This window comes from Pseudomonas sp. 2957, assembly GCF_031456345.1.
GTDB lineage: Bacteria > Pseudomonadota > Gammaproteobacteria > Pseudomonadales > Pseudomonadaceae > Aquipseudomonas > Aquipseudomonas siliginis.
The window spans coordinates 353,775-367,814 of the sequence record NZ_JAVDUL010000006.1; the positions used below are offsets into that span (position 1 = coordinate 353,775).

The following is a 14,040-nucleotide window of genomic DNA, read 5'->3' on the forward strand; positions in this document are numbered from 1 at the left end:
CCCATGAACAAACCTTTTGTCGTACCGGTTAATCCCGACTCTGCCTGCCAGCCACCCTCGACGAAGGATTTTCTGGTTGATCGCACCTTCCGCGCGCTCGCACGCATCGGTGTGGTACTGATTCTGGCGCTGGTATTTGCACTGGTGTTCGAAGTCGGACGCAAGGCACTTCCCGGTATGGAGAAGCACGGCTTCGATGTGCTTCTGGGCAGTGTGTGGGACGTCAACCAGGGCAAATACGGCATCCTGCCGGCCATCTGGGGCACGCTTTACAGCGCCTTCATCGCGTTGCTGATCGCCGGTGTCTTTGGCGTGAGCATGGCGATTTTCCTGACCCAGGATTTCCTGCCGACCAAGCTCGCTGCGCTGTTTCGCACCATCGTCGAACTGCTCGCGGCCATCCCCAGTGTGGTCTATGGCCTGTGGGGGATCTATGTGGTGATTCCGGCGATTCGGCCGCTGACGACCTGGCTGAACAGCGAGCTGGGCTGGATACCCTTTTTCGGCACGTCCCTGAGCGGTCCGGGCCTGCTGCCCGCAGCTCTGGTGCTCGCCATCATGATTCTGCCGACCATTGCCGCCGTTTCGCAGGACGCGCTTACGGCTGTGCCGATGAAAACCAAACAGGCCGCGTACGGCATGGGCACTACCCATTGGGAAGCGATTCTCAAAGTGATGGTGCCTTCGGCCGCCACCGGCATTTTCGGCTCTCTGGTGCTGGGCCTGGGGCGCGCGCTGGGTGAAACGATGGCGCTGGCCATGCTGGTCGGCAATGCCAACAACATTTCCCTCTCGCTGTTTGCACCGGCCAACACGCTTGCCGCTCTGCTGGCGCTGAACTTCCCCGAAGCCGGACCAAACGAGATCGAGGTGTTGATGTATGCCGCGCTCGTGCTGATGTTGATTACGCTGATCGTGAACATTTTCGGCTCGATGATCATGATGTACGCCCAACGGGGTAACAAGTGATGACTGATCTGACCGCAGCAACAGACCTGACGGCGCCAACCGGCGCGATGCCCAGTTTGCAACGCAGGTTCGAAGGCCGCGCGCTGCGCAGCCTGATCCTGACCACCCTGGTCTGGGCAGGTGCTTTGCTGGCCAGCGTGCCGCTGATTTCCGTGCTCTACATGCTGATCACTCGTGGTGGCGCGCGTCTTAACCTGGAAGTTTTTACCGAACTGCCGCCGACCGGCTTCGAGATGGGCGGCGGTTTCGGCAATGCGATGGCGGGTACCTTTGTGATGGTCGGTATCGCGGCAGCGATCGCGGTGCCGGTCGGGATCATGGCGGCCATTTTTCTGGCTGAACTGGGGCCGGATAGCAAGCTGGGGAACGCCGCGCGTTTTGCCGCCAAGATGCTTACGGGCCTGCCATCAATCCTGGCAGGTGTATTTGCCTACGCCTTGGTAGTGATGACCACCGGCACGTATTCGGCACCGGCAGGTGGCGTGGCGCTCGCCGTCCTGATGCTGCCTATCGTGGTGCTGACCGCCGAAGAGTCGATGCGGATGGTGCCCAAGATCATGAAAGATGCTGCATATGGCATGGGCTGCACCCGCTCGCAGGTCATCTGGAAAATCATTTTGCCGACCGGCATGCCGGCGATCCTGACTGGCGTGATGCTCGCCGTGGCGCGTGCCGCAGGCGAGACGGCCCCTTTGTTGTTTACCGCGCTGTTCAGCAACTACTGGATCTACCACCAGGGCAATCTCGATGTCATGAATCCGACTGCCTCGCTGGCGGTGCTGATCTACAACTTCTCCGGCATGCCTTTCGATAACCAGCTCGAGCTCGCATGGGCGGCCTCTTTGGTGCTGGTGATGATCGTGCTGTTCGTGAACATCATCAGCCGGATTTTCGGCAAGCCCAAGTATTAAGAACGGGAGCATCTGATTTTGAACGTATCAACTGCGCAAATTGCCGCTCCGTTTGTCACCCAGGCGCCTGTAGTCATGGACTGCAAACTGGACAAGATTTTCTACGGCAACTTCATGGCAGTACGTGACAGCCACGTGCCCATCGAGAAAAACAAGATCACCGGATTCATCGGTCCCTCAGGCTGCGGCAAAAGTACCGTGCTGCGCAGTCTCAACCGGATGAACGATCTGGTGAAGGGCTTTCGTTTCGAGGGCCATGTGCATTTCCTCGGCCAGGATGTCTATGGCAAGGGCGTCGATCCGGTGGTCGTACGTCGCTACATCGGCATGGTGTTTCAACAGCCTAACCCGTTCTCGATGAGCATCTACGACAACGTCGCGTTTGGTCTTCGCCTCAATCGCTACAAGGGCGATATCGGCGACCGGGTCAAGCATGCGCTGCAAGGCGCCGCGCTGTGGGACGAAGTCAAGGACAAGCTCAAGGTCAGCGGCCTGTCGCTCTCCGGTGGCCAGCAACAACGCCTGTGTATCGCCCGGGCGATCGCCACTGAGCCGGAAGTCCTGCTGCTGGATGAGCCTTGTTCGGCACTGGACCCGATTGCCACCCGACGCGTCGAAGAATTGATGGTCGAGTTGAAGAAGGACTACACCATCGCACTGGTGACCCACAACATGCAGCAAGCCATCCGTGTTGCTGACACCACGGCGTTCTTCTCGGTGGATATTTCCCAGGGCACACGCACCGGTTATCTGGTCGAAATGGGGCCGACGGCGCAGATCTTCGACAACCCGCGTGAACAGATGACCGGCGATTACATCAGCGGCAAGTTCAGCTGAGCCTTGCCACCGGTCACGGCCGCCTACCTGCACAAGCCAAATGGATTTGGCGGGCATCGGTGGACATTTACCAAGCGTTTCCAAGGAGCTCCAATGCCTGCCACGCATCGCCTTGATTTGCCTGCGATTGAACGCGCACTGCGGAAAGTGCAGAGCCGTTTTGCCGAGCTCAGCCGGCACTTCACCGAGCCTCGGGACCCGTTCACTGACGAAGTTCTGCACAATGTGCTTGAAGGCTATGCGTTGGTTGACGAATATGTTGCCCGCGGCATCGACCTGTTCGATCTGCAGCAACTGAACCTGATGCTGGAGATCAATGCCACAGTGCTTTGTGGCCGGGATCCGGCGCGCCGGCTGGAATACGCCCAGCATCTGGCAGCCACTGAGGCGCACTTCTTCAACAATGTTGAGGGAGGCATCAAGGACTTGTACAACTGGTATTGCGCGTATCGCAGTGAATCGGTCTGGAAGCGTGCAGCCGGTGTCTATGTGCGCATTCTGAGCAAGCCGCAGCTGTTTATCGAAGGCAATAACCGTAGTGGCTCGCTCATTGTGAGCTACCTGCTCATGCGGGCGGGGCTGCCTCCATTCGTGTTGACGCTGGAAAACGCCGAGGGCTATTTCAACCCGTCTTCGGTCATCCGCAACTCCGCCAAGCATGGCGTCAAGGCGTTGTACGAATTGCCCAAGATCAAGAAAAAATATGCAGCATTCTTAGAAGAACAGGCGCCCGATCCAATGAAGTTCTTTCTCAAAGGCAAGCCTTTGCCTCTCTCTCAAGGTGGCCATTGATGAACTGGGCACCAGCATTTGCCAGATTGAGAACCTTCGGCAGCCGGGCAGGGCAGGCTATCCGCTGCGCTTTGCCGCAGTTGTTCGAACGTCAGCGCATACGAATTTCGTTCGATATCGATGACACGCTCGCTTGCCAGCTCCACCACTGCGCAGTGGAGAAGAGTCGACTACCGGCCTGTATTCATCGCTGGCTGGGTGAACCGTTGCGGATGGGCACACGATCGCTGATCCGAGAGCTGCGTCGCCAGGATTGCAGTGTCTGGGTCTACACCTCATCCGGGCGCACGCCGTCCTATATCAGGCGCTGGTTGGCGCTGTACGGTATCCGCGTCGATGGCGTGGTCAACAGCGTGCTGCACAACCGTGCGCTGACGGCGCACGGGATGTCGAATGCGCCTTCCAAGTATCCGCCAGCGTTCGATATCGACTTGCATGTCGATGATTCGGAGGGCGTGCAGATTGAAGGCAAGGATCATGGCTTCCGGGTGGTCGTGGTGCATCCCGAGGATGATCGCTGGGCGCAGAAAGTGCTGGATTCGGTGGCCAAGGTCCAGGCGCAGCTCGCCTGGCAGCAAATGCTCAGACCTCAGGCGCCGGTGCAACAGCGTGCGGAGGCTGTCTTTGAGTCGCTTGGCTGAGCGGGTACGCATTGGCTATTCGGGCAGCAGCGCCTCAGGTGTACGAGGCACTGCTGTGAAATGACTCAACAGATGCGCAAACGATGCTGCGCAAAACATATCTCGCAGAAACGACAAAGCCCTGAATAATCAGGGCTTTGTCGTATAAAGATGGCGGAGGCGATGGGATTCGAACTCATGGACCTGTTACAGTCGACGGTTTTCAAGACCGTTGCCTTAAACCACTCGGCCACACCTCCGTTTGCGTTGCGGGCGCCATAATACCTGAATGAAACACACTGTCAAACTCTCTGCATGGCTTGTTACAGAGCGTCTGTTATGATCTTTGCGACTGAACGTTTCAAACCAACAGGAGTGTCGCCATGCGCGAACAGGATTACGCAGTTAATAACAGCGTGCAGGCTGAGCAGCTAGAGGTTAGCCGCGTCCTGCGCAACACTTATGGTCTCTTGGCTCTGACCCTCGCATTCAGCGGTGTGATGGCCTTCGTAGCCCAGCAGATGCGTGTCGGCTACCCGAACATTTTCGTGGTGCTGATCGGCTTCTACGGGCTGTTCTTCCTCACCAACAAACTCCGTGATTCCGCGTGGGGCCTGGTATCCGCCTTCGCGTTGACCGGTTTCATGGGTTTCCTGCTCGGCCCGATCCTCAACCGTTACCTGGGCATGCAGGGCGGCGCTGAAGTGGTCAGCTCGGCTTTCGCCATGACCGCACTGGTGTTCGGTGGTCTGTCGGCCTACGTGCTGATCACCCGCAAGGACATGAGCTTCCTTGGCGGCTTCATCACCGCAGGTTTCTTTGTCCTGCTGGGCGCTACGCTGGCGAGCTTCTTCTTCCAGATCAGCGGCCTGCAACTGGCGATCAGCGCCGGCTTTGTGCTGTTCTCGTCGGTCTGCATTCTGTTCCAGACCAGCGCGATCATCCACGGCGGCGAGCGCAACTACATCATGGCGACCATCAGCCTGTATGTATCGATCTACAACCTGTTCGTCAGCCTGCTGCAACTGTTCGGCATCATGAGCCGCGACGACTGATCGTAATGGCTGCAATAAAAAACCCGCTTCGGCGGGTTTTTTATCGTCTGGACAAAGGTGTCTGCTCAGTTGATGACGATGCTGCCGTCCACTTGCTGACGGTAGATCGTGTAGGGCAGCAGCAAGGTATCTAGGGCGCCGGAGACCACGGCGTCCACCAGCACCACCGGAATCGCCGCGTTGCGGTGATCATCGGGATCGATGCCTGAGGCCAGCGGAGCGTTCAGCGTGCAGAAGTCATAAGCGAGGCCGCTGTAGATTCTCGGTACCGCGCCGCAATAACTTTTCTGCTGCTTGAGTCCGTCAACGGCAGCCTGATCGTTGCGCGCTACTGTTTGAATCGTGCCACAGCCGCCGAGCAGCATGCCGGCCAGCAGTATTGCCTGAATTTTCATAGCGCCATTCCTTAGCCGCAAAAAAACCCAATCTACCCTGATCATTGGTAAAAGACACCTACGCCATCGGTGGCAGTCGCCGCTTGACCGGGGTCTTCTTGACGATCGCGGTGTTGGTTTCGGCCAACGTATTCAGTCGGTCGAGCAGGGTATCGAGCTGCTCCATCGAGCGCACGTGCAGGCGGGCAATAAAGCAGTCGTCGCCGGTGACCTTGTCGCACTCGGTGAACTCCGGGATCGACATGATCTGCCGCTCAACCTCCTGCAGTTGCCCTGGCAGCGGCCGCACACGGACGATCGCCTGCAACTGATAGCCGAAGCATCTCGGATCGATCTCTACCGTGTAGCCCTTGAGCACGCCACGTTCTTCCAGACGCCGCAACCGCTCGGCCACGCTGGGCGATGACAGGCCGCTGATCTGCGCCAGCGCTTTGAGCGAGCGACGCGAGTCTTCCATCAGCGCGCTGATAAGGATCTGATCGATATCGTCAGTCACATTCAAACTCCGGATTAGGCGAAGGGCGCGAATCACCCTCGATAAAAAAGGCGAAAACCAAGTTTAGCCTGCTTTATGCGCTGGAGCAGCCCGAGGTGCGCTTGGCATACTTTTGCCATGCTTCGCTCACAGCCTCAGGAGAAGATGATGGACAACGCAATCCGCCGCGGTTCGCTGGAAATGACCGCCGCCATGCTGATATCCGGGACGATCGGCTGGTTTGTGCTGGTGTCCGGGCAACCGGTGCTGGACGTGGTGTTCTGGCGCTGCGTGTTCGGCGCCGGCACCTTGCTGTTGGTCTGCGCCGCGTTCGGATTCCTGCGTCCGGGGATTCTGACCCGCACAACGTTTCTGCTGGCGGTGCTCAGTGGAATGGCGATTGTCGGCAACTGGGTGCTGCTGTTCGCATCCTATTCCCGCGCCTCGATTGCCATTGGTACGGCGGTCTATAACGTGCAGCCGTTCATGCTGGTCGGCCTGGCGGCGTTGTTCCTCGGCGAAAAAATCACCTTGCAGAAGCTGTTCTGGTTGGCGATTTCGTTTCTGGGCATGCTGGCGATTGTCAGCGCCCATGGTACCCAAGGCGAGAGCGGCAATGACTATCTGCTGGGAATTGCCCTGGCGTTGGGCGCGGCGTTTCTGTATGCGATTGCCGCACTGATCATCAAGCGCCTGACCGGCACGCCGCCGCACCTCATCGCGCTGGTTCAAGTGTGCACCGGTGTGTTGTTGCTCGCGCCGTTCGCGCATTTCGATGCGTTGCCACAAGGCGCCGATGCGTGGGCGAGTCTGCTGACTCTCGGGATCGTGCACACCGGTCTGATGTACGTTTTGCTGTACGGCGCGATTCAAAAATTGCCGACGGCATTGACCGGCGCGCTGTCCTTTATATATCCGATCGCGGCGATTTTCGTTGACTGGTTCGCCTTCGGCCATCGCCTCCAATTGCTGCAATGGATAGGCGTCGCAGCGATCCTGCTGGCGGCCGCCGGCATGCAACAAGGTTGGGGCGGGAAAGCCCGGCGGCTGGCGGCGCAGTAAGGATCAGATGTTCCAGCGCGGTGCGGTCGCTGCCAGGCGCTGGCGCATCTCGCTGATATTGGCCGCCAGTTGTCGGGTCAACATCCGGTAGCCGTCGAGCGTATTGGCAACCGGCGCATCAAGGTCCACTGCTGGCAGCTCCATCGGTCGCTCCAGCCGTTGCGAGGCCCCGGTTTTCAACGCGCGAGCCATGCCGATCAGCTGCACACGAATTTGCCGGTGCTCAGCCTTCAGTGCCGTTTGCAGATGTGCCGTGGCCTGCGGGTCGCTTGCGTTGGGGCGGATATTGCCGAGGATCTCCAGCGTGCTGATGCACATGCGCAGGTTGCGCTGAATGGCGTCGAGCTCGGTCATGGAAATTTTCACTTCCTTGGACACCGACGGCATCAGCGAGCGCAACTGCACCATCACCGCACCGACCTTGCTCATCAGCCGCACGTGTTCGTCGGCGCTGACCGCTTCACCGTTGATGATGCGCCCGTACACCGTGGCGCAGTCGCGCAAGGCATCGGCGAGGTTGTAGCGCCACGAGTAGACCGCGTACAGCGGCAGGGCGAAGGAAAACGCCAGGGCGAGGGCGATGCCGATCAGGATGTCGACCCCGCGCCACAGTCCATCGGTGATCGGATTGTCGCCATGCCCGGCGACGATGAACACGGTGATGGCCGAGAGCAGGGCGGTGTAGCCGCCCTTGCCAATCGCGTGATAGGAGAAAAAACCACAGACCACAGCCATGGAAAAATAGGTCAGCCACGGCATGCCCAGCCAGGCGTGCTGCGCCACCAGGGCCAATCCGACCCCTGCACCGATCAGGGTGCCGATGGCGCGCTCGGCGGCTTTTTTGCCGATGTTGCCGTGGTGCTGCAAACCGCCGATGACCACCAGCATGGTCACCGATGCCCATTCGCCGTGGGGCAGATTGATGCCAGTGGTCAGCAGAATCGTCGCCAGCAACCCCAAGGCCACCCGCACGGAATGGATCAGTCGGGCGTGACGGTAGCGCCGATACGGGTCCAGCAACGGACGCAGGATACGGCGCAACAGCGGTGGCAGGCGGTGGGTGCTGTAAGTAGTCAGTGCGAACCTCGTGAGTCAGTCAAATCAGTGGAAGGGGAAAATGTAATTCATCCAGGCGGACATGCGCAGCAGGATTTTGCGCATCGCGCCGATGTGGTGAAAGTGCTGACTGTAAAGCGCCGCTTGCCCGTAGGCGCCGCCCGGCATGAGCGCGCTGTATTCGGCGAACGCCGGATCGGTTATCTCGATGATCACTGGCACCCGTCCGGCCGGTGGCGAACCGGTGTAGCTGATCAGGGTACCGGAAGGTTGCACCTGGCCCTCGGCGATCACCCCGATCACACTTTTCACCCGACCGGCGAAGACCTTGCCGGGAATGCCGTCGAAGGCGACTTCGGCCTCGTCGCCCACGGTCAGACGCAGCAGGCTGTTCTGACGCATCCAAGCGGCGAAGTACTGACCTTCCTGCGGGATAAACACCATCGACGGGCGCAGCGGCAGCTTGCTCGCCATCATCCCCGGTCGCAGCGAAACGTGGGTGACGAAGCCTTTGCTCGGTGCTCGAACCACGGTGTTGTCCAGCTCGAACTGCGCATTGTCCAGTTGCGCCTGCAGATCGTCGGTGCGGGCGATGGCCGCGTCCAGTTCACGCTGGGTGCCGAAGTTGCGGCGAATCAGTTCGGTGATGCGGTAGCGGTCGCCTTTGGCTGCAACCAGTTGCGCCTTGAGCGATTTCAGGCGGTTCTGGAAAGGCGTGGGATCAATGCGGAACAGCACGTCGCCTTTTTCCAGGGGTTCGTTGCCCTTTACCGGTACGTCGATCACCTGGCCACTGATGATCGGAATAACCGGCACCGAGACGAAGTAGGAGCGCGCCACCTCGGAATAGGGATGGTTGTAGTTCATGGTGAAAATCAGCGCGCCGATGATCAGCACGCCACCCAGCACAGCGGTGGGCACCGTCCATTTGTTCAGCGGAATGCGGAAGATCTTGAAGATGGCGACGCAGAGCGCGGCATACGTGAGGATGAGCAACAGATCCATGCTCAGATCCCCCGGCTGTCAGATTGCGGCGCAACCGGCGACTGCGCTTCGAGCCGCTCGATCCGGGCTTGCAGCTCGACGACCTGCTGCTCCAGTTGATTGACGTGATTCTGAATGGGTTTGCCATCGCCGAACCCCCAACCGCGGTCCTCGCGATAAGCCATCGCCCAGATCCACAGAAACGGCCAGAGTGCATGCAAGGTGAACAGACTGACCCAGCCCGTGGCATGGATCGCGTCCTGGTGCGGGTGGTTGCGGTGGACGGCGATCTCGTACGGGATGTCATGCAGCACGATGATCCCGTAAAACAGCACGAGACCGACAAAAACCAACAGACCCAATGCGAAGTAATCGAGCATGGTCAGCCTCCCGGGCATCCAGCAATGCTGGGCTGAGTGTAGTCACTGAATCGCCGGGGGGCTGACGGATCGGCAGGATCATTCAATCCTGCCGATCACCCGTCAAAAGATGTAATCGGTGGTCAGGAAGCTCGAATCACGCCCGCGAATGATCTCGCTGATCAGATCCTTGTTGCTCTCCTGGAACTTGGTCGCCACCAGGGTGCGGATCGAAAACACTCGCAATGCATCGTGAACCGACAGCGTGCCTTCGGCGGAGTTTTTGCGGCCATTGAACGGGTAAGTGTCCGGGCCGCGCTGGCACTGGGCGTTGAGGTTGATCCGCCCGACCTGATTGGCAAAGGTGTCAACCAGCCGGCCGACCGCCACCGGGTTGGTGCCGAAGATGCTCAACTGCTGACCGAAATCCGATTCCAGTACGTAGTCGATCACGGTATCGAGGTGGCGGTACGGCACGATGGGCACGACCGGGCCGAACTGTTCTTCCTGATAAACGCGCATCTGCGGATTCACCGGATACAGCACTGCCGGGTAGAAGAACGAGGCGTGGGACTCGCCACCATTCGGGTTGACCACCTGGGCGCCTTTGCTTTGCGCATCCGCGACCAGACCGTGCAGATAGTCGACTTTGCCCGACTCCGGCAGTGGCGTCAGCGCCACGCCGCTGTCCCACGGCATGCCTGGTTTCAGCGTGGCCAGTCTGGCGTTGAATTTCTCGATGAAGCTGTCGACCACGTCTTCATGGACGAAGAGGATTTTCAGTGCGGTGCAGCGCTGGCCGTTGAACGACAGCGAACCAGTGACGGCCTCGCTGACTGCATTGTCGAGATCGACTTCGGGCAAAACGATGCCCGGGTTCTTGGCGTCCAGACCGAGAGCGGCGCGCAAACGGTGTGGTTTCGGGTGCAGCTTCTTCAGGTCACTGGCAGCCTTGTTGGTGCCGATGAAGGCAAAGATATCGATCTTGCCGCTGGCCATCAGCGCGCTGACGGTCTCGCGGCCGCTGCCGTAGATGACGTTGATCACGCCGCTCGGGAAGCTGTCGCGGAAGGCTTCGAGCAACGGCCGAATCAGCAGCACGCCGAGCTTGGCCGGTTTGAACACCACGGTGTTACCCATGATCAGTGCCGGAATCAGCGTGGTGAAGGTTTCGTTCAGCGGGTAGTTGTAAGGCCCCATGCACAAGGCGACGCCGAGCGGCACGCGGCGGATCTGGCCGAGGGTGTCCTGCTCCAGCTCGAAGCGGCTGGAGCGGCGGTCGAGTTCTTTCAATGCGTTGATGGTGTCAACGATGTAATCGCAGGTGCGATCGAACTCTTTTTCCGAGTCCTTGAGGTTCTTGCCGATCTCCCACATCAGCAGCTTGACCACGGCTTCGCGCTGCTCGCGCATACGACCAAGGAATGCTTCGACGTGCTGGATGCGTTCGGCCACGCGCATGGTTGGCCACAGGCCTTGGCCGCGATCGTAAGCGCGAACGGCAGCGTCGAGGGCGGTGAGGGCGGTGTCGGCATCCAGCAGCGGCGTGCTGCCGAGGATCACCTGTTCTTCGCCGTTTTCGCTTTTCAGATAGACCGGGCTGCGCACCTGCGCGAGCGGGCCGTCCCAGCGGCGCAACTGGCCATCGACCAGATATTCACGCTGCTCGACCTGAGCGTCGAGGCGATATTTTTCCGGGATGTCGCTGACCGAAGGGAACAGGTTGCCAAGGATGTTTGCTGTGGTCATGTCACTACCCTGTGTTGAAGTCGGCGTGCCGATTGAAAGTCTTGTGAAGGTTATACGCCTGAACGGGCCGGGATTTAACCCCGTGAATGTCACGCGAATGTCACGCAACGGTGCAACCACAGTCCACCTTGTGGGAGCGAGCCTGCTCGCGAAGGCGGCGGCACATCCAACATCCTCATTGCCTGACACAGCGCTTTCGCGAGCAGGCTCGCTCCCACAGGTTCATGTGCACAACCAGGAGGGCCTGCCACACACAATTCCCGTGTAGGAGTGAGCCTGCTCGCGATCGCTGTGTATCAGTCACAGAGAAGTTGGCTGACCTGACGCCATCGCGAGCAGGCTCACTCCTACAGGGCATCGGCACCACCGATGCCATCTTCGGTAATGAAGCTTTTATGACAAAAGTTCGGTAGCCCTTTGCCAGTCCGGTCATGCCTGTGTAACGCGCTTGAGGGGCCTTTCGGGGCGCACTTTGCAAGCCGAGGCGGGACGCCGGGAGTGAGGCAATGGGGACTATGGAACGCTATTCGAAAGTGGGCATGCAGGAGCTCGATCAACGCCTGTCGAAGATCGTCGAAGCCGCGCGCAAGAAGCCGGTTTCGGTGTATCGCTACGGCGCGCCGTGGGTCTGGATCGTCTCGCAGGATGACTGGCAGGGCGCTTTGAAAGAGGTCTCCAGCTACATTCCGCCGGGCCATTCGCTGGTGCTGCTGCGCCCGCAGATCGACGATCTGCTCGACGCCCACCAGGACCTGCTGCGCGACCTCAATGCCGCACCCGGCATGCTCATTCCCGCGCAGACGGTGATGCACATCCTGCTCCTGCAATTGCTGTATTCGGTGCCCAGCGAACAGCAGCTCTATGAACAGCTCAATTACAACCTGCTGTTCCGCTGGTTCGTCGGCCTTGGCCTGAACCAGAAGGTCTGGAGTTTCACCGCCCTCAGCCGTGACATCGCCACGCTGCTCAACGAGCCGCGTGCGGTGCTGCTGATTCAGAAAATCATCGGCGAAGTGTTCTGCGGTGCCTTGCTGCAAATGCCCGAGTTCTCGCTGAACTTTGCGCTGTTGCACACCTGGCTGGGCAAGCATGCCTGCGCCACAACGATCAGCAATTGACGCATCACATCGGGCGCTAACGCCTACAGGTCATCGCGAATTTCAGGGGGTAGTGTGGAACGGATTTTCACGTCACGGCTGGCACTGTGGGGCTGGCTGCTGGTGACGGCGGGCGCGCAGCCGGCGCTGGCCGAGGAGGGCACAGAAGCGCCCGCCGCGCAGCGACTGGTCGACGTCAACGAATACTTCGTGCGCGGCAACACCGTGCTTGATGCGCGGGCGATCGAAGAAGCGGTGTACCCGTTTCTCGGCCCGCAGAAAGCCTTGAGCGATATCGAAGGCGCCCGCGATGCGTTGCAGAAGGCCTATCAGGAGCGCGGCTATCAATCGGTATTTGTCGAGCTGCCCGAGCAGGCCGTGGCTGATGGCATCGTCTATCTGCAAGTCAGCGAAACCAAGGTCGGCCGGGTGCGCGTGGTCGGCGCCAAACACTATTCGCCGCTGGACATTCGCGACAACGTCCCGGCGCTGAAAGAAGGCGAGGTGCCGGACTTCGCCAAGGTCCAGGGCGAACTCGCGCAACTTAACAAGACCCCCGGTCGCCAGGTCATGCCGCTGGTGCGCGAAGGTCAGCGCCCCGGCACCATGGATGTCGACTTGCAGGTCGAAGACCAGAACCCATGGACGGCCAGCGTCGGCCTCAACAACGACTACAGCGCCGACACCGAAAAGCTGCGCAGCGTCACCAGCCTCGGTTACAACAACCTCTGGCAACTCGGTCACAGCGTCAACCTGACGTTCTTCACCGCGCCGCAGGAAACCGACAACGCCAAGGTCTGGTCCGGGTCCTACACCGCGCCGCTGAGCGAGCGCTGGAGCGTGCAATTCTCCGGTTACCAGTCCGACAGCAACGTCGCCACCATCGGCGGCAGCAACGTGCTCGGCAAGGGGCACAGCTACGGCGTCGCGGCAATTTACACGCTGCCCTCGAGTGGCAACTGGTCGAACTCGCTGTCGGCCGGCATCGACTTCAAGGACTTCGACGAGCGCCTGAGCCTGTCCGGCGAAAGCGACAAGGTGCCGCTCAAATACGCGCCGTTCACCTTCGCTTACAACGGCTATCGCTACAGCGAAAAGAGCCAGCTCGGCCTCGGCCTGAGTCTGGTTGCCGCCACGCGCAGCGTGTTCGGCTACGGCAGCGACGACGAAGACTTCGACTACAAACGCTATCGCGCCAAACCGAGTTTCGCCGTGCTCAAGGGCGACACCAACTACACCTGGACCTTCGACAGCGACTGGCAGAGCGCAAGCAAAGCCGCATTCCAACTCGCCTCGGGGCCGCTGGTTTCCAACGAACAATTCTCCGCCGGTGGCGCCACCTCGGTGCGCGGCTATCTCGCGGCTGAACGTACCGCCGATGACGGCTACCTGCTCAGCCAGGAATTGCGCACACCGTCGCTGGCGAAATTCGCCGGCACGTGGATGCAGGACTGGCGCTTCTATGCCTTCGCCGAAGGCGCGCAGTTGTACCTGCGCGACGAACTGCCGGATCAGGACGCCAATTACGCCCTGGCCAGCGTCGGCCTCGGCACCCGCGCCAGCCTCAGTAAATGGCTGTCCGGCAGCCTCGACTGGGGCTACCCGCTACTCGAAGGGCCGAACACCTCAAAGCAGGAATCGCGCCTGCACTTCAACCTTCAAGCCACTTTCTAACGGAG

The 14,040-nt window shown here is 59.9% G+C and carries 15 protein-coding genes and 1 tRNA gene; 9 read left to right on the forward strand and 7 right to left on the reverse strand.

Annotated elements, in window-relative coordinates; translation table 11 throughout:
- Window positions 1-3: 3 nt before the first annotated feature.
- From pstC to J2Y39_RS22815, 5 genes are all read left to right on the forward strand, one after another.
- A complete protein-coding gene (gene pstC / locus J2Y39_RS22795; RefSeq protein ID WP_024012838.1) occupies window positions 4-969 on the forward strand; it encodes a phosphate ABC transporter permease subunit PstC in 966 nt (321 codons plus the stop codon).
- Complete coding sequence (pstA, locus tag J2Y39_RS22800) at window positions 969-1,880, forward strand: phosphate ABC transporter permease PstA (protein ID WP_016774590.1); 912 nt, start codon at window positions 969-971, stop codon at window positions 1,878-1,880. The genes pstC and pstA overlap by 1 nt, the downstream gene beginning before the upstream one ends.
- A 75-nt stretch (window positions 1,881-1,955) precedes the next feature.
- The gene (pstB, locus tag J2Y39_RS22805) at window positions 1,956-2,717 is read left to right on the forward strand and encodes a phosphate ABC transporter ATP-binding protein PstB (RefSeq protein ID WP_240996754.1); all 762 of its coding nucleotides are present in this window, start codon (window positions 1,956-1,958) and stop codon (window positions 2,715-2,717) included.
- 93 nt (window positions 2,718-2,810) lie between these two features.
- Window positions 2,811-3,509, forward strand: coding sequence for a hypothetical protein (locus tag J2Y39_RS22810; RefSeq protein WP_305383022.1), 699 nt, complete (start codon window positions 2,811-2,813; stop codon window positions 3,507-3,509).
- Window positions 3,509-4,150, forward strand: coding sequence for a hypothetical protein (locus J2Y39_RS22815; protein WP_236169731.1), 642 nt, complete (start codon window positions 3,509-3,511; stop codon window positions 4,148-4,150). The genes J2Y39_RS22810 and J2Y39_RS22815 overlap by 1 nt, the downstream gene beginning before the upstream one ends.
- A gap of 151 nt (window positions 4,151-4,301) precedes the next feature.
- Here J2Y39_RS22815 and J2Y39_RS22820 read toward each other — a convergent pair.
- Window positions 4,302-4,389 (reverse strand) — tRNA-Ser (locus tag J2Y39_RS22820).
- Window positions 4,390-4,512: 123 nt separating this feature from the next.
- Between J2Y39_RS22820 and J2Y39_RS22825 the strand changes: the two genes are divergently transcribed.
- Window positions 4,513-5,184 (forward strand): Bax inhibitor-1/YccA family protein, encoded by a 672-nt coding sequence (locus tag J2Y39_RS22825; protein ID WP_008006561.1) that lies wholly within the window; start codon window positions 4,513-4,515, stop codon window positions 5,182-5,184.
- A 65-nt stretch (window positions 5,185-5,249) separates the two neighbouring features.
- Here the strand turns inward: J2Y39_RS22825 and J2Y39_RS22830 are convergent, their stop codons facing one another.
- Together J2Y39_RS22830 and J2Y39_RS22835 are read right to left on the reverse strand one after the other, a co-directional pair.
- A complete protein-coding gene (locus J2Y39_RS22830) occupies window positions 5,250-5,579 on the reverse strand; it encodes a YceK/YidQ family lipoprotein (RefSeq protein ID WP_130910296.1) in 330 nt (109 codons plus the stop codon).
- Between the two features lie 58 nt (window positions 5,580-5,637).
- Window positions 5,638-6,075, reverse strand: coding sequence for an Lrp/AsnC family transcriptional regulator (locus J2Y39_RS22835; RefSeq protein ID WP_095179888.1), 438 nt, complete (start codon window positions 6,073-6,075; stop codon window positions 5,638-5,640).
- A gap of 147 nt (window positions 6,076-6,222) precedes the next feature.
- Between J2Y39_RS22835 and J2Y39_RS22840 the strand changes: the two genes are divergently transcribed.
- Window positions 6,223-7,116: a DMT family transporter gene (locus tag J2Y39_RS22840; protein WP_305383037.1), complete on the forward strand. Its 894-nt coding sequence runs from the start codon at window positions 6,223-6,225 to the stop codon at window positions 7,114-7,116.
- 3 nt (window positions 7,117-7,119) lie between these two features.
- On the opposite strand, the gene J2Y39_RS22845 is transcribed toward J2Y39_RS22840, so the two are convergent.
- From J2Y39_RS22845 to J2Y39_RS22860, 4 genes are all read right to left on the reverse strand, one after another.
- A complete protein-coding gene (locus tag J2Y39_RS22845) occupies window positions 7,120-8,160 on the reverse strand; it encodes an FUSC family protein (RefSeq protein ID WP_243242787.1) in 1,041 nt (346 codons plus the stop codon).
- A gap of 57 nt (window positions 8,161-8,217) precedes the next feature.
- Window positions 8,218-9,177, reverse strand: coding sequence for an HlyD family secretion protein (locus J2Y39_RS22850; protein ID WP_016774598.1), 960 nt, complete (start codon window positions 9,175-9,177; stop codon window positions 8,218-8,220).
- Window positions 9,178-9,179: 2 nt separating this feature from the next.
- Window positions 9,180-9,536, reverse strand: coding sequence for a DUF3302 domain-containing protein (locus J2Y39_RS22855; RefSeq protein WP_016774599.1), 357 nt, complete (start codon window positions 9,534-9,536; stop codon window positions 9,180-9,182).
- A 102-nt stretch (window positions 9,537-9,638) separates the two neighbouring features.
- On the reverse strand, window positions 9,639-11,264 hold the full coding sequence (locus tag J2Y39_RS22860; protein WP_016774600.1) for an NADP-dependent glyceraldehyde-3-phosphate dehydrogenase: 1,626 nt from the start codon (window positions 11,262-11,264) through the stop codon (window positions 9,639-9,641).
- Between the two features lie 506 nt (window positions 11,265-11,770).
- On the opposite strand from J2Y39_RS22860, the gene J2Y39_RS26625 reads away from it, so the two are divergent.
- Together J2Y39_RS26625 and J2Y39_RS22870 are read left to right on the forward strand one after the other, a co-directional pair.
- Window positions 11,771-12,382, forward strand: a complete 612-nt coding sequence (locus tag J2Y39_RS26625; RefSeq protein ID WP_095179898.1) for a transposase — start codon at window positions 11,771-11,773, stop codon at window positions 12,380-12,382.
- Window positions 12,383-12,436: 54 nt separating this feature from the next.
- Window positions 12,437-14,035, forward strand: a complete 1,599-nt coding sequence (locus J2Y39_RS22870) for a ShlB/FhaC/HecB family hemolysin secretion/activation protein (RefSeq protein WP_122704462.1) — start codon at window positions 12,437-12,439, stop codon at window positions 14,033-14,035.
- The last annotated feature ends 5 nt before the right edge of the window (window positions 14,036-14,040 follow it).

Bases quoted from the DNA above. Each gene is read 5' to 3' on its own strand.
- pstC (WP_024012838.1), top strand. From the start codon at position 4: ATGAACAAACCTTTTGTCGTACCGGTTAATCCCGACTCTGCCTGCCAG.
- pstA (WP_016774590.1), top strand. From the start codon at position 969: ATGACTGATCTGACCGCAGCAACAGACCTGACGGCGCCAACCGGCGCG.
- pstB (WP_240996754.1), top strand. From the start codon at position 1,956: ATGGACTGCAAACTGGACAAGATTTTCTACGGCAACTTCATGGCAGTA.
- J2Y39_RS22810 (WP_305383022.1), top strand. From the start codon at position 2,811: ATGCCTGCCACGCATCGCCTTGATTTGCCTGCGATTGAACGCGCACTG.
- J2Y39_RS22815 (WP_236169731.1), top strand. From the start codon at position 3,509: ATGAACTGGGCACCAGCATTTGCCAGATTGAGAACCTTCGGCAGCCGG.
- J2Y39_RS22825 (WP_008006561.1), top strand. From the start codon at position 4,513: ATGCGCGAACAGGATTACGCAGTTAATAACAGCGTGCAGGCTGAGCAG.
- J2Y39_RS22830 (WP_130910296.1), bottom strand. From the start codon at position 5,579: ATGAAAATTCAGGCAATACTGCTGGCCGGCATGCTGCTCGGCGGCTGT.
- J2Y39_RS22840 (WP_305383037.1), top strand. From the start codon at position 6,223: ATGGACAACGCAATCCGCCGCGGTTCGCTGGAAATGACCGCCGCCATG.
- J2Y39_RS22850 (WP_016774598.1), bottom strand. From the start codon at position 9,177: ATGGATCTGTTGCTCATCCTCACGTATGCCGCGCTCTGCGTCGCCATC.
- J2Y39_RS22855 (WP_016774599.1), bottom strand. From the start codon at position 9,536: ATGCTCGATTACTTCGCATTGGGTCTGTTGGTTTTTGTCGGTCTCGTG.
- J2Y39_RS22860 (WP_016774600.1), bottom strand. From the start codon at position 11,264: ATGACCACAGCAAACATCCTTGGCAACCTGTTCCCTTCGGTCAGCGAC.
- J2Y39_RS26625 (WP_095179898.1), top strand. From the start codon at position 11,771: ATGGGGACTATGGAACGCTATTCGAAAGTGGGCATGCAGGAGCTCGAT.